At 42.3% G+C, this 25947-nt stretch carries 25 protein-coding genes and 1 pseudogene; 7 read left to right on the top strand and 19 right to left on the bottom strand.

Going from position 1 to position 25947, the window contains the following annotated elements:
- Positions 1–316 precede the first annotated feature (316 nt).
- From H6G41_RS05790 to H6G41_RS05755, 8 genes are all read right to left on the bottom strand, one after another.
- Positions 317–514 (bottom strand): hypothetical protein, encoded by a 198-nt coding sequence (locus tag H6G41_RS05790; RefSeq protein WP_190744466.1) that lies wholly within the window; start codon positions 512–514, stop codon positions 317–319.
- An 86-nt stretch (positions 515–600) separates the two neighbouring features.
- Positions 601–1254 carry a low-complexity tail membrane protein gene (locus tag H6G41_RS05785; protein WP_190744464.1) on the bottom strand — a complete coding sequence of 218 codons (654 nt, stop codon included), beginning with the start codon at positions 1252–1254 and terminating at the stop codon, positions 601–603.
- A gap of 117 nt (positions 1255–1371) precedes the next feature.
- A complete protein-coding gene (gene infB / locus H6G41_RS05780) occupies positions 1372–4509 on the bottom strand; it encodes a translation initiation factor IF-2 (protein ID WP_190744462.1) in 3138 nt (1045 codons plus the stop codon).
- A gap of 135 nt (positions 4510–4644) precedes the next feature.
- Positions 4645–4791: a hypothetical protein gene (locus H6G41_RS05775; protein ID WP_190744524.1), complete on the bottom strand. Its 147-nt coding sequence runs from the start codon at positions 4789–4791 to the stop codon at positions 4645–4647.
- Between the two features lie 143 nt (positions 4792–4934).
- Positions 4935–5210, bottom strand: coding sequence for a YlxR family protein (locus H6G41_RS05770; protein ID WP_190744460.1), 276 nt, complete (start codon positions 5208–5210; stop codon positions 4935–4937).
- A gap of 147 nt (positions 5211–5357) precedes the next feature.
- Positions 5358–6695, bottom strand: coding sequence for a transcription termination factor NusA (gene nusA, locus H6G41_RS05765; RefSeq protein ID WP_190744458.1), 1338 nt, complete (start codon positions 6693–6695; stop codon positions 5358–5360).
- A 227-nt stretch (positions 6696–6922) separates the two neighbouring features.
- Complete coding sequence (rimP, locus tag H6G41_RS05760) at positions 6923–7384, bottom strand: ribosome maturation factor RimP (protein ID WP_190744456.1); 462 nt, start codon at positions 7382–7384, stop codon at positions 6923–6925.
- A gap of 202 nt (positions 7385–7586) precedes the next feature.
- Positions 7587–9029 (bottom strand): hypothetical protein, encoded by a 1443-nt coding sequence (locus H6G41_RS05755; protein ID WP_190744454.1) that lies wholly within the window; start codon positions 9027–9029, stop codon positions 7587–7589.
- Positions 9030–9291: 262 nt separating this feature from the next.
- Here H6G41_RS05755 and H6G41_RS05750 point away from each other — a divergent pair, with 262 nt between their 5' ends.
- Positions 9292–10017, top strand: coding sequence for a peptidoglycan-binding protein (locus H6G41_RS05750; protein WP_190744452.1), 726 nt, complete (start codon positions 9292–9294; stop codon positions 10015–10017).
- A gap of 22 nt (positions 10018–10039) precedes the next feature.
- Here H6G41_RS05750 and H6G41_RS05745 read toward each other — a convergent pair whose 3' ends face one another.
- The 4 genes from H6G41_RS05745 to H6G41_RS05730 all read right to left on the bottom strand — a co-directional run bounded on the left by H6G41_RS05745 (position 10040) and on the right by H6G41_RS05730 (position 12333).
- On the bottom strand, positions 10040–10933 hold the full coding sequence (locus H6G41_RS05745; protein WP_190744445.1) for a hypothetical protein: 894 nt from the start codon (positions 10931–10933) through the stop codon (positions 10040–10042).
- 93 nt (positions 10934–11026) lie between these two features.
- On the bottom strand, positions 11027–11836 hold the full coding sequence (locus H6G41_RS05740) for a Uma2 family endonuclease (RefSeq protein ID WP_190744443.1): 810 nt from the start codon (positions 11834–11836) through the stop codon (positions 11027–11029).
- Between the two features lie 25 nt (positions 11837–11861).
- On the bottom strand, positions 11862–12134 hold the full coding sequence (locus H6G41_RS05735; protein WP_190744441.1) for a type II toxin-antitoxin system RelE/ParE family toxin: 273 nt from the start codon (positions 12132–12134) through the stop codon (positions 11862–11864).
- A complete protein-coding gene (locus tag H6G41_RS05730; protein ID WP_190744439.1) occupies positions 12121–12333 on the bottom strand; it encodes a hypothetical protein in 213 nt (70 codons plus the stop codon). The genes H6G41_RS05735 and H6G41_RS05730 overlap by 14 nt, the downstream gene beginning before the upstream one ends.
- Positions 12334–12677: 344 nt before the next feature.
- Between H6G41_RS05730 and H6G41_RS05725 the strand changes: the two genes are divergently transcribed.
- Positions 12678–13145, top strand: a complete 468-nt coding sequence (locus tag H6G41_RS05725) for a hypothetical protein (protein WP_190744437.1) — start codon at positions 12678–12680, stop codon at positions 13143–13145.
- Between the two features lie 478 nt (positions 13146–13623).
- The gene (locus tag H6G41_RS05720; RefSeq protein ID WP_190744427.1) at positions 13624–16296 is read left to right on the top strand and encodes a tetratricopeptide repeat protein; all 2673 of its coding nucleotides are present in this window, start codon (positions 13624–13626) and stop codon (positions 16294–16296) included.
- Between the two features lie 84 nt (positions 16297–16380).
- Here the strand turns inward: H6G41_RS05720 and H6G41_RS05715 are convergent.
- Together H6G41_RS05715 and radA are read right to left on the bottom strand one after the other, a co-directional pair.
- Positions 16381–16500, bottom strand: a pseudogene (locus H6G41_RS05715) (Uma2 family endonuclease); the annotation flags it as partial.
- Positions 16497–18080, bottom strand: coding sequence for a DNA repair protein RadA (gene radA, locus H6G41_RS05710; protein ID WP_190744426.1), 1584 nt, complete (start codon positions 18078–18080; stop codon positions 16497–16499). The gene radA and the pseudogene H6G41_RS05715, both read right to left, overlap by 4 nt.
- 170 nt (positions 18081–18250) lie before the next feature.
- Between radA and rpaB the strand changes: the two genes are divergently transcribed.
- The 4 genes from rpaB (at position 18251) to H6G41_RS05690 (ending at position 21673) form a co-directional block, all read left to right on the top strand.
- Positions 18251–18979, top strand: coding sequence for a response regulator transcription factor RpaB (gene rpaB / locus H6G41_RS05705; RefSeq protein ID WP_045868271.1), 729 nt, complete (start codon positions 18251–18253; stop codon positions 18977–18979).
- Positions 18980–19086: 107 nt separating this feature from the next.
- Positions 19087–19749, top strand: a complete 663-nt coding sequence (locus tag H6G41_RS05700) for a cofactor assembly of complex C subunit B (RefSeq protein ID WP_190744425.1) — start codon at positions 19087–19089, stop codon at positions 19747–19749.
- Positions 19750–19768: 19 nt separating this feature from the next.
- The gene (locus tag H6G41_RS05695; protein ID WP_190744424.1) at positions 19769–20287 is read left to right on the top strand and encodes a DUF456 domain-containing protein; all 519 of its coding nucleotides are present in this window, start codon (positions 19769–19771) and stop codon (positions 20285–20287) included.
- Between the two features lie 669 nt (positions 20288–20956).
- The gene (locus H6G41_RS05690; RefSeq protein ID WP_190744422.1) at positions 20957–21673 is read left to right on the top strand and encodes a PEP-CTERM sorting domain-containing protein; all 717 of its coding nucleotides are present in this window, start codon (positions 20957–20959) and stop codon (positions 21671–21673) included.
- 254 nt (positions 21674–21927) lie between these two features.
- Here H6G41_RS05690 and nblB read toward each other — a convergent pair whose 3' ends face one another.
- From nblB to H6G41_RS05665, 5 genes are all read right to left on the bottom strand, one after another.
- Positions 21928–22593: a phycobilisome degradation protein NblB gene (nblB, locus tag H6G41_RS05685; RefSeq protein WP_190744420.1), complete on the bottom strand. Its 666-nt coding sequence runs from the start codon at positions 22591–22593 to the stop codon at positions 21928–21930.
- Between the two features lie 116 nt (positions 22594–22709).
- Positions 22710–23174: a CBS domain-containing protein gene (locus tag H6G41_RS05680; protein ID WP_190744418.1), complete on the bottom strand. Its 465-nt coding sequence runs from the start codon at positions 23172–23174 to the stop codon at positions 22710–22712.
- A 209-nt stretch (positions 23175–23383) separates the two neighbouring features.
- Positions 23384–23809, bottom strand: a complete 426-nt coding sequence (gene mutT, locus H6G41_RS05675) for an 8-oxo-dGTP diphosphatase MutT (RefSeq protein WP_190744416.1) — start codon at positions 23807–23809, stop codon at positions 23384–23386.
- A gap of 326 nt (positions 23810–24135) precedes the next feature.
- Positions 24136–24480: a DUF760 domain-containing protein gene (locus tag H6G41_RS05670; RefSeq protein WP_190744414.1), complete on the bottom strand. Its 345-nt coding sequence runs from the start codon at positions 24478–24480 to the stop codon at positions 24136–24138.
- 331 nt (positions 24481–24811) lie between these two features.
- A complete protein-coding gene (locus tag H6G41_RS05665; protein WP_190744517.1) occupies positions 24812–25768 on the bottom strand; it encodes an RNA polymerase sigma factor, RpoD/SigA family in 957 nt (318 codons plus the stop codon).
- Positions 25769–25947: the final 179 nt, after the last annotated feature.

The following is a 25947-nucleotide window of genomic DNA, read 5'->3' as shown; positions in this document are numbered from 1 at the left end:
ATCTAGCTACCAAACCCATGCAAAACTATACCGGATTGTTAGCGAATGATCAGCTAAATTCTGAAATACGTAAGTAAAAAACTTTTTTTATTTTGTAAATAAGTATTAAACTTGCAGAATCAATAGATGAAAGATGATGATTCAAGCCAATAGGGCGCGTTACATTTTATTAACGCGCCCTATTAACGATATATTTTGTATTGGCAGTCTCTAGAAAATAATTTTAAATTCTTCTGTATTTGAAGTGGAAGCTGAAGAAGAGTGGCTACTGTCAACTTCATTATTTGCTAGCCAACTGAGAATATGGGATTAATTATTAGTAAGCGAGTGTTTCTAAAGTTTCACGCAAATAGCGCTGTACTTGTTGTTCTAAATGTAGTCCTTGTAATTGGACATGACGTTCTAATTGCCAGCGTTGGAAGCCAGAACTAGCGGCGATCGCGTATTTGAGGCTGTGCCAAATTTCACTATCATTAGTAAATGGGCGATCGCTAGATGTTGGAATTTGAGCCATAATTTCTCATTCCTCAATTTTCAGTTCAAAATTTATCGCAGTTTTCATCTTCAGACAACCGTCCGCAGGAGACAGTTTAAATCTGCCTAATGTTCATCGGGGTTGTGTTCTTGGGGTGCTTTTGTGCCTTTTTTCATCCCCAATAAGGAGTGAAATAACTGGGGCAATATTTGATTTACCCGTACCCCTACGATGGTGAAATCCTGCTGAATCTTTTCTAAAGGTAATGGTTTTATGGCTGCAAATTCTGTGTCATTCGTCACCAAAAGTCTGGCTACACTCACGGGAATTTGCAAAAACAGATTGCTGGCTAAAAAAGCTAAAGCAGCGAGCAGTAATCCCACACTCCGCCATTGGGGTAGAAAACTAGCAATGTTTGCTACCAGTGGAGTAATTTGATATATCTGCCACAGCACCCCTACTAATAATATTGCGGCTAAAACGGCCAGAAAGCGATTTAAATTTGTATTAATTAAACAAAGCATTTTGCGTTGCTCTTCAGTCAGATTTTCTGGCTTGAGGGCAACGCCCAAAATAGCAAATATGTAAAAAGGACGACTCAACTGCATCCACAGCAGTGGTAGGACGCCGATAGCCGCTACTAAAAAGAGTTCCATCCATACGGGTAAGACTGGCTCACCTATGGATAGGAACAACACACATAAAAACAAAAAAATCGGCAGTGTCGCCAACCCGGCGAGATGAATCCACAAAATAGGTTCAGAGCGAAATGAGGCCATAGTTTAATTCATGCCTTCTGAGTTATTAGTACTGAGTTGTAAGTTAGAAGTTGGAGTTTTGAGGATGAACTCAAAACTCAAAACTTGACTTAGAACTCAGCACTAGTGGACTCAACACTACTTTGTCAAAGTCAGAGTGCGACGCTTGGTAACCATTTGATAAGCTTCGATGATGTCACCTTCAGCCCAATCATGGAATTTATCAACGCCAATACCGCATTCATAACCGGCATTGACTTCCCGGGCATCTTCTTTCATCCGTTTGAGAGAATCAAGAACACCTTCGTAAACTATCTTACTGCCACGACGTACCCGCAGCTTGCAGTTGCGGACGAGTTTGCCGGATTGGACATAACAACCAGCCACAGCGCCACGACCAACTGGGAAGACGGCGCGGACTTCGGTTTGTCCCAAGGCTTCTTCCACCAATTCTGGTTCCAACAGACCTTCTAAAGCTCCTTGAATATCTTCTAGGAGTTTGTAGATGATGTTGTATTCCCGGACATCTACACCTGCTTCATCGGCGGCTTGTCTCGCACCACTGGCGTAGGTGGTGTTGAAGCCAATAATTACAGCGTTACTTGCAGCAGCTAAGTCGATGTCTGTTTCGGTGATTTCCCCAGCGGTAGCTAACAGCATCCGAATTTGGACTTCGTTTTGCGGGATTTGTCTGAGCGATCCCACAATAGCTTCCACTGAACCTTGCACGTCGGCTTTGAGGATCAAGTTGAGTTCTTTCAACTCGCCTTCTTGAGCTTGAGCCGATAGGGTTGTCAAGGTAACGCGTCCCTGGAGTAAGCGTGATTGACGCTGTTTGTCGGCGCGATCGCCGGCTAAGGTACGAGCTTCTTTCTCGTTCTCGAAGACCTCAAATTCATCACCTGCTGCGGGAACGTCGCTTAAACCCAGTACTTCCACTGCAAAGGAAGGGCTACCAGCTTCAACTCTCTTACCTCGGTCATCTACCATTGCCCGCACTTTACCAAATGCCGAGCCTGCGACTAACATATCTCCTACTTTGAGGGTACCATTTTGGATCAACAAGGTAGCAACTGCTCCCTTCGCCTTATCCAAATGAGCTTCAATGACGGTGCCTTTGGCAGGACGATCTGGGTTAGCAGAGAGTTCGCCGACTTCTGCTACCAACAGAATCATTTCTAAGAGTGTATCTAGGTTTTCGCCCTTGATGGCACTCACGGGAACCATGATTGTTTCACCACCCCAATCTTCGGCGGTGAGACCGTAGTTGGTCAATTCTTGTTTCACCCGCTCTGGTTGTGCACCTTCTTTGTCAATCTTGTTAATAGCGACGACAATTGGCACTTCGGCAGCTTGAGCATGGCTAATAGCTTCGATAGTTTGAGGACGCACGCCATCATCAGCCGCTACTACCAATACGGCAATATCTGTCACCCTAGCTCCTCTGGCCCGCATTGCGGTAAAGGCTTCGTGACCGGGAGTATCTAGGAAGACGATTTGATGTGGCTGACCTTCATGTTCGATATCAACATGGTATGCACCAATGTGCTGGGTGATCCCACCAGCTTCGCCAGCTGCGACTTTGGTTTTGCGAATTGAATCCAGCAGGGTAGTTTTACCGTGGTCTACGTGACCCATAATTGTCACTACTGGCGGACGACGATGGAGATTTCCCATGTCTTCCACATCCAGCATTTCTGTGACTTTCCGGGCTTCTGCTTCTGGCTCGGCAGTTTCCACTTCTACTTCTAGCTCTTTGGCTACCAAAGTAATGGTGGGAATATCCAGATTTTGGGTGATACTCACTGCCATGCCTTTCATGAACAGGATTTTCACAATCTCTGTATCAGCCACAACCAAGAGGTCTGCCAGTTCTTGTACTGTCAAGGGCCCGGTGACTATAACTTTTTCTGGGCGATCGCGCTTGACTTCTACTTCTTGGCGGCGATTTTGCTCGCGGTTGGCAGGAGGTTTTTTTCCTTTGGCTGTGGGCCCGGCGATCGCTACAGCTGGTTGCTGTGTTGGACGAGCTGCTTTTGGTTTGGGAGGACGAGCAATAGAAAGGCTAACTTGGATGGTAGCTGGTATTTCCAGACCTTCTTCATCCAGTAAATCTTCATCCTCAAAGTCATCGTCGAGGACGGGCTTGATACGCTTGCCTTTAACGCCTGCCTTTCCAGCTTTCTCCTTGATTTCATCAATAATTTCTTCTTCCTGCCACTTTTTCCCACCTTTCGCTGGGCGTGGTGGAGTCGGGCGTTTCAAGTCCAGCAGGTCTGGTGGGACTACTTCATCGGCGATCGCCGCTGCTTTACCACCACCGCCTTGCATCGGTCTGGGTGGGGTAGCCACTGGCATTGCTGCTACAGCTTCACTAGGACGTACTGGTCTGCTTGGTCGTTGCGGTGCATCACCAAATTGTCCTGGTGCTGCTGGCGGTCGATTGCCTCGGTTTTCTGACTTGACTGGTGCTGGCGTCGGACGAGACTGTTTTTGTGGCAGTGATTGTGGAGATTGGTCACTTGCTGGCTTTGCCGCTTTGGGCTTAATTTGCTCGCGTTCGTCGTCCCGTCGTTGCTGGCGTTCGCGCTTGAGGATCGGTTTATCTGCCTGATTGAGTGGCTCTAGCGCTGGTGCTGCTTCAGCCAAAGGTCTTGCTGGCGGGGCTACCAGTTGTGGTTTTTGGGGTTTTTCTGGTCTTGCTCGCGATGTAGTCGGCTTTTCCGGTTTTTCCGGTTTTTCCGCTGCTATTTTTTCTGTAGACTGAGGCTGAGGCTTGTGATCCGCGTCTGTGACAGCTGGTTGCTGTGGTGTCTCAGACACATTCCGGGGTACAGGTTTAGTTGGTGCCGTCGGCTGCATGGGTGAGACTGGTGTAGCGAAAGGCCTGGGGGCTGAGGGAGGATTGGCTTCAGAAGAAGCAACTTGGTTACTGATAGCAACTGACGCCTCTGAGGCGTTGGATGTAGGATTTCTCAATATTTTGGGTTTACGAATTTCCAAAATTTGTTGTTTGTGAGGTGCAGCTGGTCGATTTTTTGAACCAGCTTGTGAACCGTTGGGATGATTGGATATACCTGTTTCTTTTTTTGGGGAACCATTCGTAGTTGCGAGTTTTTCCGCAGCTGAGCGAATACGTTCTGCTTCCGAATCTGAAATTGTACTGCTATGGCTTTTGACCGCGATGTTGAGCTGGTCGCATATTGCTAATAGCTCTTTGTTATCCAAATTTAATTCCTTTGATAAGTCATAGATTCTAACTTTGCCGTTGTTCATGCACTCTTCCCCTTTAATTTACAGTTTTAGCGGATGGTTGCCTGGTTTGTGACATCTCCATCCTTTGATTACTGTTTTTTGGTTGCCGTTTAGATTTTTGCGGTGCCTCCAATTAGGAAAGAGAGATGTCTCGGGTTAATCTTGGCATCCCCACCAACAAGGATGCTGGATGCCGAACTGCGCCTGAGCGCTACCAGGTTGCCATTCTGTAGTTTTTTGTTTTGCTGATTCTGAGTCTTCCACAACACAATCGAGTAAAACTTGTTGGGAGTATTGCTCCACCTCTCTTGATTGTATGAGAGCCGTTTCTCAACTACACCCCTTTACTATTTTGGCACTAACCCAAGCATTCTAGATAGATTATTGTTGCTAGCCTTTATTCGGCTGTTGGCACAATCATCTAGGGATTACCGCCACAAATTTCTTTACAGAGAATTTGATGAATGGTGATTGCTTTTGGTTAGACGCTGCCACAATGTTTGATACAGTGTTTCTGGCACTGTTGCATGTAGCGATCGCCCTAGTCGATTTTTTTTCTGAGCCGCTTGCAGGCAGCTGGTTTGCGGACAAATATAGGCAGAACGCCCCATGCCCTCATCTAATTGTACCGTTCTCGACTCAAAGACGCGGACAATCCGCCAAAACTCTTCTTTTAGTGCTACTCGGCGACAGCTTATACATCGCCGATAATTTGGTTTCATTAATTTTGTGCTACCTCACTTTAGCAGTTTGGCTTAGAAAATAGGGGTTACCCGTCTATTATTTGCTTTGACCAAGTTGCTAAATCTCAGGTAATTTTTGTAAATTCTCCGTAAAAAATCTTACCAAAACTCAATAAATTTACTAAACTACTCGTCATCATTTTTGTCAAAAGAGTCATCTTCTAATTCTAATTCTTCCTGATTTTCATCATCTTCTAAATCTTCTAGTTCATCTAATTCTTCTAATCTTTCTAACTCTTCTAGTTCATCTAATTCTTCTTCATCCTCTAATTCATCTAGTTCTGCTTGATATTTAGCACGAGATGCCAAAAATTTAGCATCTTCTGCGGCTTGGTCGTATTTTGCTTTATCTTTGATGTCAATTTTCCAACCAGTCAACCGTGCTGCCAAACGGACATTTTGCCCTTCTTTACCAATTGCCAAGCTGAGTTGATCTTCAGCTACTAGTACATGTGTTTGCCGAGTTTCTGGATCCATGAGGCGTACTTCGTCCACCCTTGCTGGACTAAGAGCATTGGCAATGTAGGTGGCTGGGTCTGGAGACCAGCGGATGACATCGATTTTTTCACCTCGTAATTCGTTGACTACCACTTGAATCCGCGATCCCCGCGCGCCAATACAAGCACCGACTGGATCGACATCGCGATCAAGGGTATCAACAGCAATTTTAGTCCGAGGGCCTACGTAACGGGAAGGGGGATTAGCTTCTCGCGCTACGGCAACAATTCGCACGACTTCATCTTCAATTTCGGGGACTTCGTTAGCGAATAAATAAACGACTAAACCCGCATCAGCACGCGATACCAATAATTGCGGGCCTCTCTGCTGTCCTTGAGAAACTTTTTTGAGATATACCTTAAACGTAGCGTTGGCTCGGTAATTATCATTAGGTAATTGTTCGCGTTTCGGTAATTCTGCTTCTACTTCCGGTTGACCAAAACCGCTACTCACAGCCAAAATTACTGATTGACGCTCAAAGCGCAATACTCTAGCTTGTAAAACTGTACTTTCTAAATCTTGGAATTCTTCTTGCACCATCTGGCGCTGTTGATCCCGCAGTTTTTGCGCCAGTACCTGCTTGGTCTGCATCGCCGCCATCCGCCCAAACTCACCTTGGTCTGGGGTGACATCTAAAACTACAGAATCGCCTAACTGCGCCTCTGGTGCTACTTGTTGCACCTCATCTAAGGATATTTGGTGATCGGTATTACTAACTTCTTCAACTATAGTTTTAGTAGAAAGAACGCGAAAACCTTCTCCTTCAATATCCAGTTCAACTTCAAAATTATCAAAGTAATCTTCATCAAATTGTTTGCGCTCTAAATTTTGAGCACGACGGTAGCGTTCGTAACCTTTGAGTAAGGCTTCTCTGATTGCTGATTGAACTGCAAGCCGGGGTAAATTACGTTCGCGACTGATACTTTCAATTAAATCTTTTAATCCAGGTAAACTAACCATTGACATAAAATAATCTCCTTTAAAAATTAAGGAATAGGGACTAGGGGCTAGGGATTAGGGATTAGGGACTAGGGGGTAGAAATTAGGGATTAGAGATGAGGGATTAGGGACTAAAGATTAGAGAGTAGATAATATGTAGTGAAAACTACATATTAGAGACTTAGAGACTAAGGATTAGAGAAAACTTTTACTCTAGTCCCTAGCCTCTAGTCTCTAGCCTCTATCCCCCTTGGTTATCGGCGCTCATCCAGCTGCACCCTAGTAATGAGGGTGCGCTTAATTTCGACTACACGACCTTTTTGGTTTAAATAAACCGTTTGCTCATCCCGGCGAATCAACTGACCTGTCCACTCTTGCTGTCCGTCGTGGGGTGGAGAAGTGGAAACGATTACAGGAAATCCTTTGAAAGAAATAAACTCCCTGTCTGTCACCAGTTGTCGCGAAATACCGGGACTAGATACTTCCAAGACATAAGTATCTGGAATGATCTCTACCGCATCTAAGGAAGCTTCTAAAGCACGGCTCATGCGTTCGCAATCATCTAATCCAGTATCTTGCTGGGGATTGCGAATATCTACCCGTAAAATTGGTGGACGTTGATTAGTATGAAAAACCACGCCAACAATTTCCAATCCCAGTTCTTCTGCTACTGGTGTCGCCAATTCTATAATTTGTGGGACTAAGGGATGAGTCATGCAAAAATCCAATAAAAAAAGTGGGCTTCGACCCACTTCCTGCGATAGGGATATCTTCCAAGAAGTCTTGTGCCGAACTCAAAATAGTTCGACTCTAATTTGAGTTTAGCGCATTTCTTTTGAAGGTAGTCAAGAGTCAATGGTCAATGGTCATTTGTCATTGGTCATTTGTTTTTCTTTCTCGTCCTCCTTCCCTGTTCCCTTACTTATCTCTCTTGGCTAGCGCACTACTTTCCACTGCGGGTGTAAAGGGAACTCTGGTGCGTAATTGTCTGGTTTGCTCGACGATTTGGTCTATGTCTTCTTGGGATAGGCGCTGAACGTAGTTCAGTTTGACTTCTTCTAAAAAGTCAAATAGCAAACTTTGCAGTTCTGTGAGTACTTGTTTTTTCTGGACTTCTGAACCTAAGGCTTGGCTGAAGCGTTCTACAAGTTTGCTGGTGAGTTTTGCGCCTACGGGATCTTCGACAGCGCTGACTAGGGCATTATATAAACTAGTGGTGATTTGCGTGGCTAGTTGCTCGCTGAGTTGGGTTTGGGTTTGTCCTACGCCGGGGAGCATTTGCAAGTTACGGTACATGGGTACTTGCTGGAAGGCTGTGTTGATGTTGTGGCGTAAAATGGCGGTAATTTCTGGTTGAATTTGCGGTAGTACTTGATAAACGACGGTTTGGACTAAAATTCCGGCGATCGCTTCTATCTCATTAATATTATTTATATCTATATACGGACGCAAATTTTCTTGTTGCTTGAGCCAATTTGTAAATTCACCTCGCTGAATCGATCCCTGAATTTGGTTAATTACCCGGATCACTACAATTTCTGTGATTTCTTCGGCAAAATTGGCGACGATTCCTTGATTAATTTGTCGCCACACTGGACGTAAATTTACTAACCGTGCTTGATCTAAACGAATCACCACGGGGATCGCTCGCAACCATCGCCAAAATGGTAGCAATAATAATAAATCGTACCAACGCCACAATACAGCATCTAACCAGTTAAAACCAGGATGACTGCGTTTGATTAAAAAGCTGCGGACTAATAACTCGAAAGCAAATAAAGCGATAAAGGGTATGTCAATGAGCCAAAAATTATCAAGTAAATCTCCATCTTCACCAATGCGGCGATAGTAGTTCGTGGCTATTAAGGGACGGATATTTTGCTTGAAAAAAATAATTTCTGAATTCCACCCCTTTTGCGATAGATAAGCCTGACTCCAAAAAGTTCTAAATGCTTGTTTGGCGGATTCTTGGGCGACGCGATCGCGCATTCGGTTTTTAATTTTTTCTAAAGTACCGCTTTTACCCACTCCAGCAAAGGGATTGCTTTCAATTATCTCGATGCTAAGAGAGCTAATTTCTTCTAGTTTGGTTTTTACCTGAGGTGACTGTAACCCTGTCTGACTTACCTGTTCTTCTAATGCGTCTACGGCTTTAAGATAATTATTGGTTTCTCGATGAGGTTCAATTCCCTTAATTGGGTCGTAAATTTGGGTAATTTGCGGTACTTTTCGTAAATAAAAATCACGCCAAGGTACGTAACTTAAATCAAACAAAACTAAGCATAAATTTACAGTGGCAGTAACTGCCATCAATCTTTCAAAATACAGTTGCGATCGCTTTAAAGGTTTAGAATCTACCATTTTTAAGTATTTAATTATACTCTAATTGTGTATAAAATTTTAGCTTCTATAGTTTTAGGACTTTTTAGAGTTCAGCGCAACTGTTAAAAAATCTTTCTCGCGAAGGATGAAAATATATTCATAATTTATTAAATAAATTAACCTATCAAAGTATTTTTAATCAAAAATCATTAATCATAGTCAAAACAGATGTTAAAGAAACTTAAAATGCATCTGTACGCCTCTTAGATTCTGCTGATTTCAACCAAAGGAGTTTCAATTTATGTGGTGTGGCTTTGGAAAATCAAGCGTTAGCATTGTGACTGCTTGCCTCATAACTGCAACTGTGGCATCTTCAAGTGTCTCTTTTGCTGCTCGCCAGCGTAACTATACGCCACAGGAATTTCGTTCTGTGTTGCGCGGTTTAGGCTATAAGATAACGGTCAACAATTCACCCTTAACCGATAAGGAAGCAATCCAAGCAATCCGTGAATTTCAGAAAGGTTACAAGTTAGGTGTAGATGGCATAGCCGGGCCAAAAACTCAAGATTGGGCGGCGCAAATTTTGCAAATTTTGCAAGCAAATTTAAATGTAGTAGTGAAGCCAACAAAACTCCTACCCCGCGATCAATTTTATGGGCCTCAGACAGAAGCGGCGGTAAAGGAAGCTCAGAAAAAATTCCAGTTACAAGAAACTGGTATTGCTGATTTAGCATTCCGTCAAAAGCTGAATGCAGAGGCTAAGTCAGCTATCGGTGGTTCACAAGTCAAGCCATCGCCTACACCGACGGCGACACCCACGGCTAAACCAACGACTAAACCCAGGACGACAACACCATCACCATCACCATCGCCTACACCGACAGCATCACCATCGCCATCGCCTACCCCGACAGTATCCCCATCGCCATCACCATCACCATCACCGACATTATCCCCATCACCATCGCCATCACCGACAGTATCCCCATCACCATCGCCATCGCCAACACCTTCACCTACACCCTAGACTTTTTTATACTTGACCAATTTCAACTTTTTTGAGTTGGTTCTTCTAAAGGTCTACCTTTAGGTGCTGGTAAAATTGGCCGACGATCATCATAAGGTATGGGAATATACTGAACGCTGGGTCTGCCTCCTTGTGGTTGAGGATACAGATCCATGAGTTCATAAATAGAATGGGGCAATCCAACTGTCACGGGTAGCCCCATTTCTGTTGCTTCCTCTACGGTAATTGGATAGTCGTGAGTAACACGTCCAGTTGTTAAAGCTTCAATAATTGGTTCAATATTTTCTGGGCTGACTTTTTGTTTGGGGATACTGTCTTTAAGCAAAGTCCGTACAAACCGCTGCACCTGTTGAATGGCTTTAGCTGACAAGTCTGCCATGATTAAAGTTTGATCATCAACTTCGCTGATGGGTTTATCTTTCACCACCTTCAGAATACTTGCTGCGGGGAAGTTACCCAATTGGGGATCAACTGGCCCTAAGACAGCATTTGCATCCATGACAATTTCATCAGCAGCTAGGGCCAGCATAGTACCGCCACTCATTGCATAGTGAGGGACAAACACGGTAACTTTTGACGGATGGCGAATTAATGCTCTAGCGATTTGTTCGGTAGCTAGTACTAAACCACCAGGAGTATGCAAAATCAAGTCAATGGGGATTTCTGGGGGTGTGAGGCGAATTGCCCGCAGTATCTGTTCTGAGTCTTCAATTGTAATGTATCGTGATATGGGTATCCCTAGTAAGCTGATAGATTCTTGTCGGTGAATGAGGAAAATTACCCTGCTGTTACGTTCTCGCTCAAATTCTTGTAAAGCGCGCACACGGCGATATTCGATTTGACGCTTTTGCCAGATGGGTTGTAGAGAAGAGAGGAGAAGGAAAATCCAGAATAAATCGCCAATACCAAATGCCATGATGATTGCCCCAAAATAACGCATGTCGTCATTAATTGTGACAATTTTCAGGCGATCGCAATTCTATCTACAGGTCTATTAAGTTATTTAAAATTACAATAATTCTTCTAAATCATCAGGATTTACGCCTAATTGCCGCAAACGTTCAGCTAGTTGTGCAGCTTTTCTTTTTGCTTCTTCAGCTTCTTGTTCTGCAATCATAGCTCGTTCATTAGCAGCAGCCGCTTCTTCTGCGGGTTCAGGAATCAATTCTCCTGCTAAAGTGAACCACCTTAACCACAATCTTTCAATATCTCGAAATGAACCTTGCCATAAGCCTAAACTTAAATTTATCTCTGGCATGATTAAGCGTCCATCTGTTAAAGTCATCGGTTCATAATGACCGCCTACTAATTGAAATGCTCTGAGTTCATTTGTGTAACGGCTAAAAACAATATAGTAGGGAATTCGCAAAATTCGTTCGTAAACTTCCCATTTGCTAGGAGGTTTATCTGTTGTATTTTGTTTATTACCTAAATCTTCATCTTCTGTACCTGGGGATAATAATTCTACAACTACAAAAGGATTTGCTGGTTCTTGCCAAGTCACATAACTTAAACGCAAATCTTCACCTTTGTAGAGTTTTTGCACGCCGACAACACCAAACCAATCTGGGCGTTTATACCATAAAGGATGTTGTAGATCGTAGTAAAGATTGAGGTCAGCAGCGCTGAAAACTAGTTCAGGATTCCAATTTATTGGTTGAAAAGTTAAATATAAAAGTAAAGGCTGTAAAAAGTGAAAATAGTCTGGCAAACCTGGCTCCTCTGGGTTATCGCTGGGTAAATCATACATTGTGGGTAGGGTTTCCCAAGGCGGAAGGGGCGGATCGGATTGGGGGATATATTTAGGGAAGGTGGTCATAAATTGTCAAGGAATAAAGTGCAGATTAAAGAAAAATCCTGTAAATATCTTTATGATGTGCGACTCGTTGACAAATTAATGTTTGTGTTTCTTTGTCAAGAGCAATACCTATTCTGTAATTCCCTACGCGAATCTTATATTTATCATCGTAGCCCTGCATTTTTTGTAAATAGCCTAATTCAAAGGGATTTTCTGACTCTAGTTCTTGAAACACTATTGGTTCTATTCTGGACTGAACATCTTCTGGTAAATCTGCCAAATCTTTTAAAAACCTTTTAGTATATTCAACTTTCCACATTTTTATTCTTCAAAGATTTGTAATATTTCACTGCTTCATCTTTAGAAAGGCGTTCATTATCTTCCGATTCTGCCATTAGCTGTACCAAGCCGTAGTTTTCTAATATTTCTTCAATTTTTTCAAAGTCAGCTATAGAAATTTGTACAGCAATAGGTTGCTGATGTTCATCCATGACATAATTTTTAGTGATTTCTAGCATTTTTGTGGTGTTTGATGAATTATTGGCAAGTCCTAATACTATTTTGACGCTATTATTCTACAACTAGCGGCGAAGTGCTATGTCTACGATGGGCTACGCCTACTCTCAGATCCGTTAATGCCAAATTTTGATATTTTCGCTACGGCTATTATCTCTATCTGTTGGGATTCCTGGCGTCAAACGCCACTGACTTGCGATCGCATAACTTTTCTCAGGCTGGTGATTCTGAGATATCACTTAGGTGCTAGTATAAAAAACTTTGTCTAAATTAGTAATAAACAACTATATTTGCCTAAATATCTTGGGGAATACTGAAATTTAGTCCTAATCAAGGTGTATGTAAAATGGCAGATACTCAAGTCAGTGCAAAACTTTCCGCAGCAGATAGGGAAGCGGTGATGGAAGCTATAGGTACGATTCGGCAAAAGTTACCGTTTTTGATTGATTTGTCTACTGAGGAACGTAAAGCTTTACCAAAGCTGGGGGATAAGAGTCGGGCGTTTGTGAGTAAGGCGTTGGAAATAGCTGCACAAAATCCTGATTTTTTACCGCGTTCTTTTGATGTGGATGAAATGCGGCGAGATATTGAATTATTTGAAGCTTTGTATCCGATTTTGCTGTCGTTGACACAATTGCAAGAACTGGTGGATGATACTTCTGTGGCTGTTGGCAGTGAAGCTTATGCGGCGGGTTTGTTGGTATATAACTATGCCAAAGCTAGTGGTAAAGGCGCTGGTTTAGATTCGATGGTTGATGATTTGGGGCGAAGATTTGCCCGGAAAGCGAAAAAAGTGCAACCGCAAACCTCGTAATTTGAGAAATCTACTCGACGTTTCTAGATAAAAACATAAATTTTGAGCTTCTGAACTTGGGTATTTCAGTTTTAAGTGAAAAACTCCGAGTCAGAAGCTTAAATTTTGCGATTGTCAGTGAGAATGTTCTGGTTTCAAATGAGAACATTTTGGGTTGAAGTGAGAATGTTCTGGTTTCAAACGAGAACGTTTTGGGTTGAAGTGAGAATGTTCTGGTTTCAAACGAGAACTTTCTGGTTTTAAGTTAAAAGCCTTTCGTTTAGCGTTCCACAGTGAGAGTTTGGCAGGAGAATGTCGGGAATCATATCGGTTATTACTGAGCTAATGAGCCAAGAGATCCCCAACTTTTTAGAAAAATCGGGGATCTCTATCCTGAATTTTGGCAAAAAATGAGAATTAAACCTTTCTAAATCCGAAATGGGTCAGATGTACTGAGTAGTTATCTTATATGTATTAGAGCTTACACCTGCATCTTGTAATGAATCCCCAGAATAAGCCCAAGAGTTTACAGGATATTCTCAAACAACGTCAGCAATCAAGTTTTGTTGGTCGTGAAGAACAAGTCAACATATTTCGCCAAAATCTAGAATTGCCTTTAGAAGACTCTCGTCGGCACTTTTTATTTAATGTTTGGGGTCAAGGGGGAGTAGGTAAAAGTACATTACTGCGTCAGTTTCGCCAAATTGCCTCAGCAGCAAAAATTATCACGGCTCTCACTGATGAAGGTGAAAAAAGTGTACCAGAAGTTATGGGTCGTCTGGCGGAACAGTTGGAACAGCAAGGTTATAAGCTGGCACAGTTTACTGAACGCTACAAAGTTTATCGTCAGAAGCGCCAGGAATTAGAAACCGATCCCGAAGCACCGCAAGGTTTCTCGGCTTTTGTGGGCAAAACTGTAGCGAAAGCCGGAATGGGCATGGCTAAACAAGTTCCAGGTGCTGGTGCTGTATTTGGCTTAATCAATGAAGATGCTATTACTACCCAAGCCGGAGAATGGGCGGCTTATGTTGCCAAAAAATTAACCAATAAAGACGAAATTCTCTTAGTCCAAGAACCGGTGGAAGTCTTGACTCCTTTATTTTTAGAAGATATTTCTAAAATTGCCCAAAAGTCCGGTATTACGTTGTTCTTCGATACTTATGAACGTAGCGCCGAATTTCTAGATAGCTGGCTAAGGGAAATTATAGATGGTCGCCACGGTGAAGTACCTCTAAATATATTGATAATTATTGCTGGTCGGCAAGAATTAGATAAAAACCATTGGGCGCTTTATGAGGGGTTAATAGTTCGTTTCCCCTTAGAACCATTTACAGAAGAAGAAGCCCAACAATATCTCACCCGTAAAGGAATTACTAACAGTCGGGTTATTGAAGTAATTTTACGCCTTTCTGGATATTTACCCTTATTAGTCGCCACATTAGCAGCTGAAACTCCTAGCGATCCTAGTCAAGTAGGCGATCCTAGCGGTACAGCAGTGGAACGCTTTTTAAAATGGATTGATGACCCCAAGCGGCGACAATTAGCCGTAGATGCTGCACTTCCTCTGTCTTTAAATCGAGATGTCTTGGCTAAATTGCGAGGAGAAGAAGAAGCAGACGGTTTATTTAGCTGGCTCAAAGAGATGCCATTTATTGACGAACGCACTGATGGTTGGGCTTATCATGATGTCGTCAAAACTCAAATGCTACGCCACAAGCGGCTTTTATCACCCCAAAGTTGGGCTGAATTGCATGGGAAGTTAGCCGACTACTACGACACCTTGCGAAATAATTTACACCTGGAGGAAGACAAAAAACAGCGCGATCCTGTTTGGCAAAATTACACCCTCAATGTTTTGTATCACGGTTTATGTCAGTCACCACACAGAAGTTTAGCTGCTGCTTTAAATGAATTCCTCGCTGCATTTAAAAATCAACGTAGCTTTGCCAAACGCTGGGCAGAAAGAATGATACAGGCAGCTAAAGACACAGATGTAGCTGATATTCAGCATTGGGGTGAACAGTTAAGCGACGGTTTAATAGCCTACGAGGAGAAACAGTATGAAATTGCTGCTGAAATGTTCACAGCGCTGTTGAGCAGTACCGTTCTTGAAAACGAATGGCGTGCAGTAGCTTTATATCGACGTGGTGATATTTACGCTCAATCTAACCAATACTTAAAAGCTTTAGCAGATCTGACGGAAGCTGTAACTTTAACTCCGAATGAACCTGAAGGTTTATCATATCGAGGCAAAACTTACCGATTAATGGAGTGTTATCAAGAAGCACTGCTTGATTTTGACCGCGCCATTGAACTTAATCCTAAATCCGATTGGGCAATCACAGCTAGAGGTGAAACTTATCGCTTAATGGAGCGTTATCAAGAAGCACTGCAAGATTTCGACCGTGCGATTCACCTTAATCCCAAATATCATTGGGCGATCGCGCGTCGAGGACAAACTTACCGATTAATGGAACATTATCAGGAAGCACTACAAGATTTTGACCGCGCCATTGAACTTAATCCTAAATATGAATTGGCGATCGCACAAAGGGGTGAAACTTACCGCTTGATGAAGCGTTATCAGGAAGCACTGCAAGATTTTGACCACGCCATTGAACTTAATCTCAAATCCAATTGGGCGATCACACGTCGAGGTAAAACTTATCTCTTAATGCAGCGTTACCAGGAAGCACTGCAAGATTTCGACCGTGCCATTGAACTTAACCCTAAATCCGATTTGGCGATCGCAAGCCGAGGTAAAACTTATCTCTTAATGCAGCGTTATCAGGAAGCACTGCAAGATTTCGACCGTGCCATCAATTTAGATATTAATAATGATTGGCATTTGTATAACCGTGCTTTAGCATATAAAGCTCTTCAGCAAAAAGACAAAGTACAAGCTGATTTAGCACTTGCCATTAAGCTTGCTAAACAAAGTTACGAAAAAGATCCTAAAAACTGGCGTAATACCTTTAATCTAGCCATCTATTATTTAGCCGTTGAATATCCCAAACCCGCAGAAGATTTGTATAATTCTGCGCTATCTCAAGGTGCTTCCTTAGACAGTAAACGTGATGCTATTCAAGACCTCAATGACTTTTTAAGCATTTTCCCTAATCATGCACAAGCTCAATCTATGCGCCAGTTATTACAATCTTCTTTGACATGAATATAGTAAATACACAAAAACTAATTTATTTGAAAAACGTCTAATCTTGCGGTTCAATTCCCGCCGCCCGCAATTGTGCTGCTAATCTTTCAGCGCAGCCGCTAAAGCTGGTTGGTTGATGTTATCCACTGGATCGTCTGGGAGTTTGTAATCATCGGGGAGTTTTTCCCAAGTGATTCGGTAGTTCCGGGTGCGGGTTGTCATAGTGGGGGTTCTTCTTCATCGGGAATTAAATCGTCCTCTGTAAGTTCTTGATGGGGGATAGCGGCGATAATTGCATCTATTACTTTGGAAACTGGTAAAACTTCGATACCAAAATCTGGGAATTTTTGTCCTTTGGGGACGATCGCTCTTTTAAATCCCAGCTTCGCAGCTTCTTTTAACCGCAGTTCCATCTGGGAAACCGATCGCACTTGTCCCCCTAACCCGACTTCGCCAATTAAAACTGTACCTGGATCGACTATGCGATCGCGGAAACTGGCAACAATGGCGATCGCAATTCCTAAATCTACGGCTGGTTCTTCTACGTTCAATCCCCCAGCTGAAGCGACGTAGGAATCTAACTTTGACATGGGAATCCCAACCCGTTTTTCTAACACCGCTAAAATTTGCACCAGGCGGTTATAGTCTATCCCTGTAGCTGCGCGTCGTGGTGAGGGGTAGCTGGTGGGGCTGACTAAAGCTTGCAATTCGACAACGATGGGGCGAGTTCCTTCGCAAGCGACAACTATCGCCGTACCTGGTGCGGGATCGTCACGATTACCTAAAAATAGCTCTGAAGGGTTAGGAACTTCACGCAATCCATGAGATACCATCTCAAAAATACCGATTTCGTGAGTTGCACCGAAGCGATTTTTCACTGTCCGTAATAAGCGATGGGAAGCAAAGCGATCGCCTTCAAAATACAATACGGTATCTACTAAGTGTTCTAAAACTTTCGGCCCCGCGATCGCTCCTTCTTTAGTTACGTGTCCCACAATTAACATTGTCACGTCTTCGTGCTTTGCCACTTTCATCAGTGCGGCTGTACATTCCCGAACTTGCGCTACGGAACCAGGTGCAGATGTCAGTGCTGGAAAGAACACTGTTTGGATACTATCAATTACTGCCACATTTGGTTTGAGAGAGTCTATTTCCCGGAGAATTTCTTCTAAATCTGTTTCTGGCAATATATATAAATCTGCACCTATGTTGTCAGGGTTTATACTTTTAGGGTCTATGGGAACAGGTATGACTTCACTTTTAGGGTCTATGGGAACAGGTGTTACTTCCTCTACAACTGTATTCTCATCACCTACAACATTGACGCTTTTTGATACTCCTAAGCGGGATGCTCTTAATTTTACCTGTTGACCTGATTCTTCCCCTGTGACATAAAGGATGCGGTATCTCTGCGCTAATTGATTGGATACTTGAAGCAGTAGAGTTGATTTCCCAATTCCCGGATCGCCACCAATTAGCACCATCGAACCAGGAACAACACCACCGCCCAAAACCCGATCTAATTCGCCATAGCCAGATTCCCAACGCGCAATTTGGCGATCGCTAATTTGATCGAATGTTAAAGAAGAGCGCGGTTTTGCTGGTTTATTATGAGATTTGCCATTATTTTGTGCTGATTGCCAACCACTCACACCCCCCCGGCTGGGTATATCAACTGATGATTGGATAGAAATTTGCTCTTCTAAGGAATTGTAAGTGCCGCAAGCAGGACACTTACCAAACCATTGCGAAGATTCTGCTCCACAATCGTTACAAATGTAAAAGGTTTTGGACTTTGCCATTCTTAAATCTAATTAAATAATCTTAATTTTTCCTTAATTCTTGGAGAAAAGAAAAGTTCAATAATAGTAGTAGTTACAGCTTTTTTTCATGTAATTGATGGAATGATATCTTAATATTATGGTATTAAAAATTAATCATCAAAAATTTTAGTTAAGGAGCGTTGAGAAACTTGGAAAGTCATAAAGAAAAAATCCTGGTGGTAGACGACGAAGCCAGCATTCGCCGGATTTTGGAAACGCGCCTTTCCATGATTGGCTACGATGTAGTGACTGCGGGTGATGGAGAAGAAGCTTTGGAAACTTTTCGCAAAGCTGACCCCGACCTGGTAGTTTTGGATGTCATGATGCCAAAACTCGATGGTTACGGCGTTTGCCAAGAACTACGTAAGGAGTCAGATGTCCCTATCATTATGCTAACAGCCTTAGGGGACGTAGCCGATCGCATTACCGGATTAGAGTTAGGCGCAGATGACTATGTAGTCAAGCCGTTTTCCCCCAAAGAGTTAGAAGCGCGGATTCGCTCGGTACTAAGACGAGTAGACAAAACCAGTGCTTCGGGAATTCCCAGTTCTGGGGTGATCCATGTTGCTAATATCAAAATTGATACGAATAAGCGACAAGTTTACAAAGGCGACGAGCGCATTCGCTTAACTGGTATGGAGTTTAGCTTACTAGAGTTATTAGTTAGCCGCTCCGGCGAAGCTTTTTCCCGTTCGGAAATTTTGCAAGAAGTGTGGGGTTATACACCAGAACGTCATGTAGACACCCGCGTAGTAGACGTACATATCTCCCGTCTGCGAGCAAAATTAGAAGACGATCCCAGCAACCCAGAATTAATCCTCACCGCACGAGGTACTGGTTATTTATTCCAACGGATAATTGAACCAGGCGAGGAGTAGGTAAGATGAGGGGGATGAGGGATACAGGGGAGACAAATGACTATTACCTATTACCTATTACTTTCTTGCCCAATGCCCAATGCCCAATGCCCAATGCCCAATAACAAATGACTAAACCCGATCCCAATCTAGTTTTACGCCGTCTACCAATAGTAGTTGGTTGTTTAGGCGCTGTACTGTTGCTAATTAATCGCTTATTGACACCAGAAATAACTGAATCCCAAGCGCGGGGGGATGTGTTGGGTGTGATTTTGAGTGCAGTTTTAATTTTAACTGGTTTAATTTGGCAGCAAGTACAACCGCGATCGCCTGAAACTGTACAACTGATTGGGGAGGAAGGTTTTGTCTTGGCTGACGATTTACCAGAAGCCGTGAAAACAGAACTAGCTTGGGCATCACATTTATTATTAACTAACACCGTCACGCGATCGCTGCTAGTTTTTTATCAAGGTAAGGTTTTGTTACGTCGCGGTATTCTGGCTCCTAAATCGGAAGTAGTACCAGGGCCAATTTTAAAAAGGGTCTTAGAAACAAAAAAGCCAGTTTATTTAGTTGCCTTAAAAGTCTATCCAGGGCGAATTGAATTTGATTATTTGCCTGAAAATACTCAAGGGGTAATTTGTCAACCAATTGGCAATGAAGGTGTATTAATTTTAGGAGCAAATGCACCTCGTAGTTACACCAAACAAGATGAAAATTGGGTAGCCGGAATTGCTGATAAATTAGCTGTAACTCTCAGTTCTTATTTGCAAGTCGCATCAGACAGTTAAATTAGACAATTAAAATTGTATGCAAATTATCTATTGGTTACTGGTTGCAGTAATGGTTGTAGGTATCATCGGTGCTGTAGTTCCTGCCATTCCTGGAACCAGTTTAATCTTAATTGCAATTATTATCTGGGGAGTTGTGAGCAGTTCCTTTGCTGCAATTAAAATACCATTAATCGTTACTGTTGTTGTCTTGCTGCTGAGTATTGGCGTAGATTTTTTAGCTGGCTACATAGGTGCAAAACAAGCCGGTGCTAGTAAGTGGGGACAAATAGGCGCATTTGTCGGCTTACTTTTAGGATTCTTTGGCTTATTACCAGCTTTACCTTTTGGCGGGCCTCTATTAGGTATTTTAATCGGGCCATTATTAGGCGCAATTATCGGTGAGTACCTTTATCAGCGCCAATTGGGAGTTGCTATCAAAGCCGGTATCGGTATTGTTGTGGGGACAGTAGTCGGAAATTTACTGCAAGGTATTTTAGCGATCGCCGCAGTGATAGTTTTCCTCGTGACAACTTGGCCTCAAGTATTTCCTAGTTAAATTTTGATGTCGAATTAGCATTTTTTTAGGGAAATTCGATTTCCGAAATTTACTAGGTACACAAGTAGGGGTAGGTTTACAGATATCAACGATGATATTGGTAAACTAGCCCCTACTTAGTTTTTATGCCATAACTATACAAATCTTTAATTTCAATTTATTGTTTGTTGATATTAAGTTAATAAAAAATTCAAATATCATTTATCTAAAAATTAACATTTTCATTTTAAAAAATTAGTGCATTTTTTCTCAAAAAACATGTAACTTTTTTGAGAAAATCAATATTTAAAAATTAGTAGATTTACTTACGCAACGAAAAACAAAATTAGGAAGGATTTAGTTGCTTTAAATACTTTTAACTTTTGCCATTAAGAGATAACACTATATAGCTTATGAAGATTCTATCAAGTTAGATAAGTTGTACTTGCCTATTCGTAAATAGCTATGTAATTCTGTAAAAGTAACAAATCAATCAGCAAGCAATCACAAAAAGAGTAATTAATATAACTCTAAGTTTGAGCCTGCAATATCACATAAATTATGAATGCAAGATGCATTAATACCTTATTTTTTAAGTATTGCTGGCATTCATTAAGTAGTTTCAATATTCCTGCGTAGCAATAACACAAGCTGTCTCATAAATTCTTTTATAGGAGTCTTAAATTTACAATGTTTAGTTTTAAATCTCGACTAATCAATGCAACTTTAGCCGCTACTGCTGTAATCCCTTTAGCTACTGCTGGAACTTTCACCTTTGCTGCTTCTGCTCAAGCAGCTGCATTAACTGGAGAATTTCAATTTCAAGGTGGTTTTACTGCTAATCCATCTGCAACTAGTTTAATCACATTATCAAAAGATAAATTAAACTTTACGCCTCAGCCTATTACTCCCATTGGTATTACTGCGAATACAGGAAGTTTTGGAGCTTTCAACACAGGTAACATAGGTAATATTATTTCCTTTGCATCCGATATTGCCGACAATCCATTTATGGACTTTGGTAACCTGAATATACCTGGGGTAATTCTCCCTGGAGAAAATACTACCTCCATCACAGATGGCTTCAATACTTTTAGTTTAGAATCTGCTGATTATTCAATAGCCCAAAGTGGAGCCAACGTTGCTATAGATGTTCAACTTTGGGGTTTCTTCACCAGTGCAACAGGAGAGAAATCTAAGGGTGCAGGAAACTTAACTTTCCAAGTCAATAATCAGACTGTTACTCAGGTAAATTCAACTCTTGCTAGCGGCGGCTCAATTAGTAACTTGAGCTTTTCTGGTGGTGCATTTGCTACTGTTCCTGAACCTACTACATTATTAGGTTTGAGCGCCATAGGTATCATCATGGGTGTGTCTCGTCGTCGCAAAACTCAAGTTAGTTCTTGAGAATTAGCTGCAAGATAAATTGTCTAAAATTAAGGAGGTACATCTATTATCAAGAGCAATAATCATTAAAAATTACCTAAATATCTTCGGTTAGCAATAAGTGTTATAGCTTTCATTTCGTAGTAGTTTGTAAAATAATTACTACGAATTTTTTTATATAGGTAAAAAATCTCATGTTAGTGACATATCAATATATTTTTTAGGGCACAAAAATCTTGTGCCCAAGGATTATTGAGAATTAGATTTTGCTATTATCAGGATACTGACTGTAAAGATTTTTTAGCTTCATTGGCGATCGCTTCTACTTCATCACTAGCCAAAGTTTCTAAGACAGCTCTAGCATCTGCACCACCCAAACGGCTCAAAGCCAGCAAAACTCTATAGCGGACTTGCCAATCTGGATTTTGCGCATAGGGTATTAACAATGGTACTGCATCAAGATTTCCCAACTCACCAAAGGAACTAATCGCCGCAGTTTTAATTAAATCATTCTCAGTATCCAGTGCCAGCTTGAGCAAATCAAAACCGCGCGGATCGCCTAACTCACCCAAGGTAGCAATAATGCTAAATTTCACTAGCCATTCAGGGGTTGCATTGTAAAGTTGCTGCAAATCATCAAAAGCTTCTTCGAGTTTGAGAGCGCCTAAACAATCGGCTGCGGCGGCTTGGACATCAGGTTCGGGATCGTTGAGAAGTTCCCGGAGTATATTCAATGACAACTGTAAATCTTGCGTGCCGAGTACATCAAGCTGACTAACTGCTGAGTAACGGACACGAGCATTGCTATCGCCAACCGCAGTTTGAATTAACTCAAAAGCGATCGCTCTTTCTAATTCGCGAATTTGATTCACAGCTCGTAAGCGATCGCCCAAATCTTCAGAACTGAGCAATTGCTTCACCGACTCAGGAGTAATACTCATTTAATTATCCTAACTTTTCCAAACGTTTAAAATAGTCATTAGTCATTGGTCAAGAAATTGTTGATTTTTGACTGTTGACTATGGTCACTGAGCGAAGTCGAAGTGTTGACTGTTGACTAATCTTGGCTTGCAGCCATTGCGCGAATAACGTCACCACGGGTGAGGATACCAATTACTTGACCCGCGCTGTCAAGTACCGGTAGACGGTGAACGCTGCGATCGTGCATAATTCTGGCTGCTTCCTTTAAAGTTTTATCAGGGGTAATAGTAATCGGGTTCTTGCTCATCACATCCCCGACAGTTTGGCCTAGTGCTTTGTGCAAGTCACGTTCATAATCACCGGGATTTTGTAAATAGATAACACTATCGAGAAACATGATGTAAGCCGGAGGAGTCACACCTGTTTCTTGCCACATCAGATCGGTTTCTGAGATAATGCCTACCAATTTACCAACATCATCTACAACAGGTAGACCGCTAATGCGTCTTTCTGCCAGAATTTGAATGGCTTCCTTCAGCGGAGTTTCTGAGCGAACAACAACTGGGTCATGGCTCATTACGTCGGCAACTGTCTTAGGCATTTGTTTACTAAAACCTTATATCAAAGTCTCTGCGTTTATTTTAAAAAATTGCGGGACGTAACCAGATGCAGTTAATACATCGTTACTTGGGCATGGGGCATTGGGCATGGGGCATTGGGCATTGGGCATTTGTCAGTTGTCTTCCTTGTCCCCTCAGCTCCCTGCTCTCTTCCCCTACACTCTAGTCCCTAGTCCCTAGTCCATAGTCCCTAGCCCCTAGCCCCTAAACCCTGCTTGAGCGCGGCAATAATTTCTACATTGGCTTTGGGGAAAGCAAAATTTTCTAATTCTGCTAAACTTACCCAACGGATTTCATCACATTCTAGGGCTTGGGGAACACCTGCTAGATGGCGACAGTGATGTACTGTCAGAGTAACGCGCAACTCTGTATAAGTGTGGTCAATGGTAATGAGATGTTCCTCTACAGCAATTTCTATTCCTAGTTCTTCATAAATTTCCCGTTGAATACATTCCTCTATAGTTTCACCCGGCTCAATTTTTCCGCCTGGGAACTCCCATAAACCACCCATTGCTCCCCCAGCACGCCGACGATCAATTAAAATTTGCTCTTGGTCATTCCAAATTACGGCAACACCGATAATTTTGTGGGGTAGGAGAGAAATGGTTTCACTCATAATTAATGGGGAAATCAAAAATTAGTAGGGCTGCTTATTTACATTATGAAAGCATACATGCATTTCAAAAACATAACTCGGCAATTTAAATGTATATTTGCCGAGTTTATGCGCCTACTTATTCTACCTATTGTTGTTGCTTTAATTCTTGATTATGAGTATTTTCTTTGAGGATGCTATTTTTTACATGATTAACCCCCAATCATAGCTATTATTTCCATCTATGAATTAGGGGTAAATTATTAGGAAAATATCAGGATTTTGCAGAGAAATATTTTTCACTGATATCAGCTTGGCTGAGTCTAGAGATAAACTCAACAGCATTGTTATTCATGTTCGCTATCGTTGGTTTCTGTGCCTTGTAAGGCCATTTCAAAGTTCATTCTTTGTTCAGCATTACGCAAAAAGTAACCGCTGATCATTGCTGAAGCTAAAAGCCGACCGAGACTTTCTCGGCTAGTAGTGATGGTAACGCCAAAGTGTTCTGAAGGGAGATTACCCAAAAGCCCTACTATATTGCGTTCCATTACCTGAAGCACTTCTCCAGAAGTAGGTTTAGATAGCTGGGAGACTGTCTCTGGACTCAAAGACTTAACATATTGCCAGAGTGCATCGTTAGTTTCTGACTCACTGTTAAAAAATTCTGAGACTCGATTGGATGGGTTACTCACGTTTCAACTCCTTGACTAATATTACTAGCTGCGGTGTTGATGAATTTTCCGAATCAACGCCTACCCTTGATTGACCTTAGCTAGTTCTTTCCTGTTCCTGTCAACTAATGTAACAAGTTATATATTTATAGTCAGTCGGTGTAACCGTACCAAAAGCATTGGTGTTTTCTCACCTATTAGGCATGGGGCATTGAGGATTGGGTATTTGTAATATCATAAAAGGCAAAGCCTGAACTAAGGCTGTCTTAGATCAGGCTTTGTGAGAGAAGACAAATAACAAGTGTACAAACGCGATTAATCGCGTCTGTGACGATTGACAACTGACAATTGACTAACTCGCCAAATACTCATCCATGTTGGCTTTGGATTTGCGCAGTTTGGTTAAGGCTTCCCGTTCAATTTGTCTAACTCGTTCGCGGCTAATGTTGAGGATTTCGCCAATTCGCGCTAATGTTAAAGCCTGTCCATCGATTAACCCAAAGCGGAGTGTAATCACTTCTTTCTGTTGGGGTGTGAGATCTCCCATCAGGCGTTCTAAGTCCAAAGATAGGGAAGATTGCATAACAAACTCTTCTGGAGAAGCACCGGGATCTTCTAGCATTTCTCCGAGTTCGGTATCGTAGTTGTCTCCCAAGCGCAAATCTAGTGATAGGGGTAGACGGGCTTTTTCGAGATACTCGCGTACCTGTTTCGGTGTCAAATCTAATTCTTGCGCTAGTTCGGCGGCTGAAGGGGCACGTCCTAGTTTTTGCGATAATTGTCGTTGAGCTTTTTTAATTTTATTGAGTTTTTCGGTGATGTGGATTGGTAAGCGAATTGTCCGCGCTTTTTCGGCGATCGCTCTTGTAATCGCTTGTCTAATCCACCAATAAGCATAAGTTGAAAATCTATAGCCTTTTGTGGGGTCAAATTTCTCCACACCCCGCTGCATCCCGATACTACCTTCTTGAATCAAATCAAGTAGATCGACGTTGCGCTTAATATATTTTTTGGCGACAGATACCACTAGCCGCAAGTTAGCTTCTACCATCTTGCGCTTGGCATACTCACCTTCAGCGATCACTTCATTTAATTCAGCCAATTCTAGCTGTGTGGCCTTAGCCCATTCTTCTAAGGAGGGCTGACGACCTAACTGGGTGGCTAGCTCCTCTCTTAAGTCATGCAAAGCAGTTGAACGCTGCACCTGTTTGCCATAAAAAATCTCTTCTTCGTGGGTCAGGAGTGGCACACGGCCAATCTCACGCAGGTAAGTCCGCACGAGGTCCGTGGCTGTCTGAGCGGTCTTCATGGCGCTACTCATTGCTAATTATTGGATTTGACAGTGGGGTGATTAAGTGATAGATGCTCTACCAGGGTGCTACCCAGTCGAAAGGAGAACCCATGCTATAGTTGGCGATTTACTTGTCCGAGAAGCTCGGCTGGTCATATTAATCTAGTTTGGTTCTTAACTGTTCTAGACGTTACAGT

The organism is Tolypothrix sp. FACHB-123 (genome assembly GCF_014697075.1).
Taxonomy (GTDB): domain Bacteria; phylum Cyanobacteriota; class Cyanobacteriia; order Cyanobacteriales; family Nostocaceae; genus Aulosira.
The sequence above is the reverse complement of the archived record's forward strand: the minus strand, read 5'-3'. Positions and strand labels throughout refer to the sequence as shown.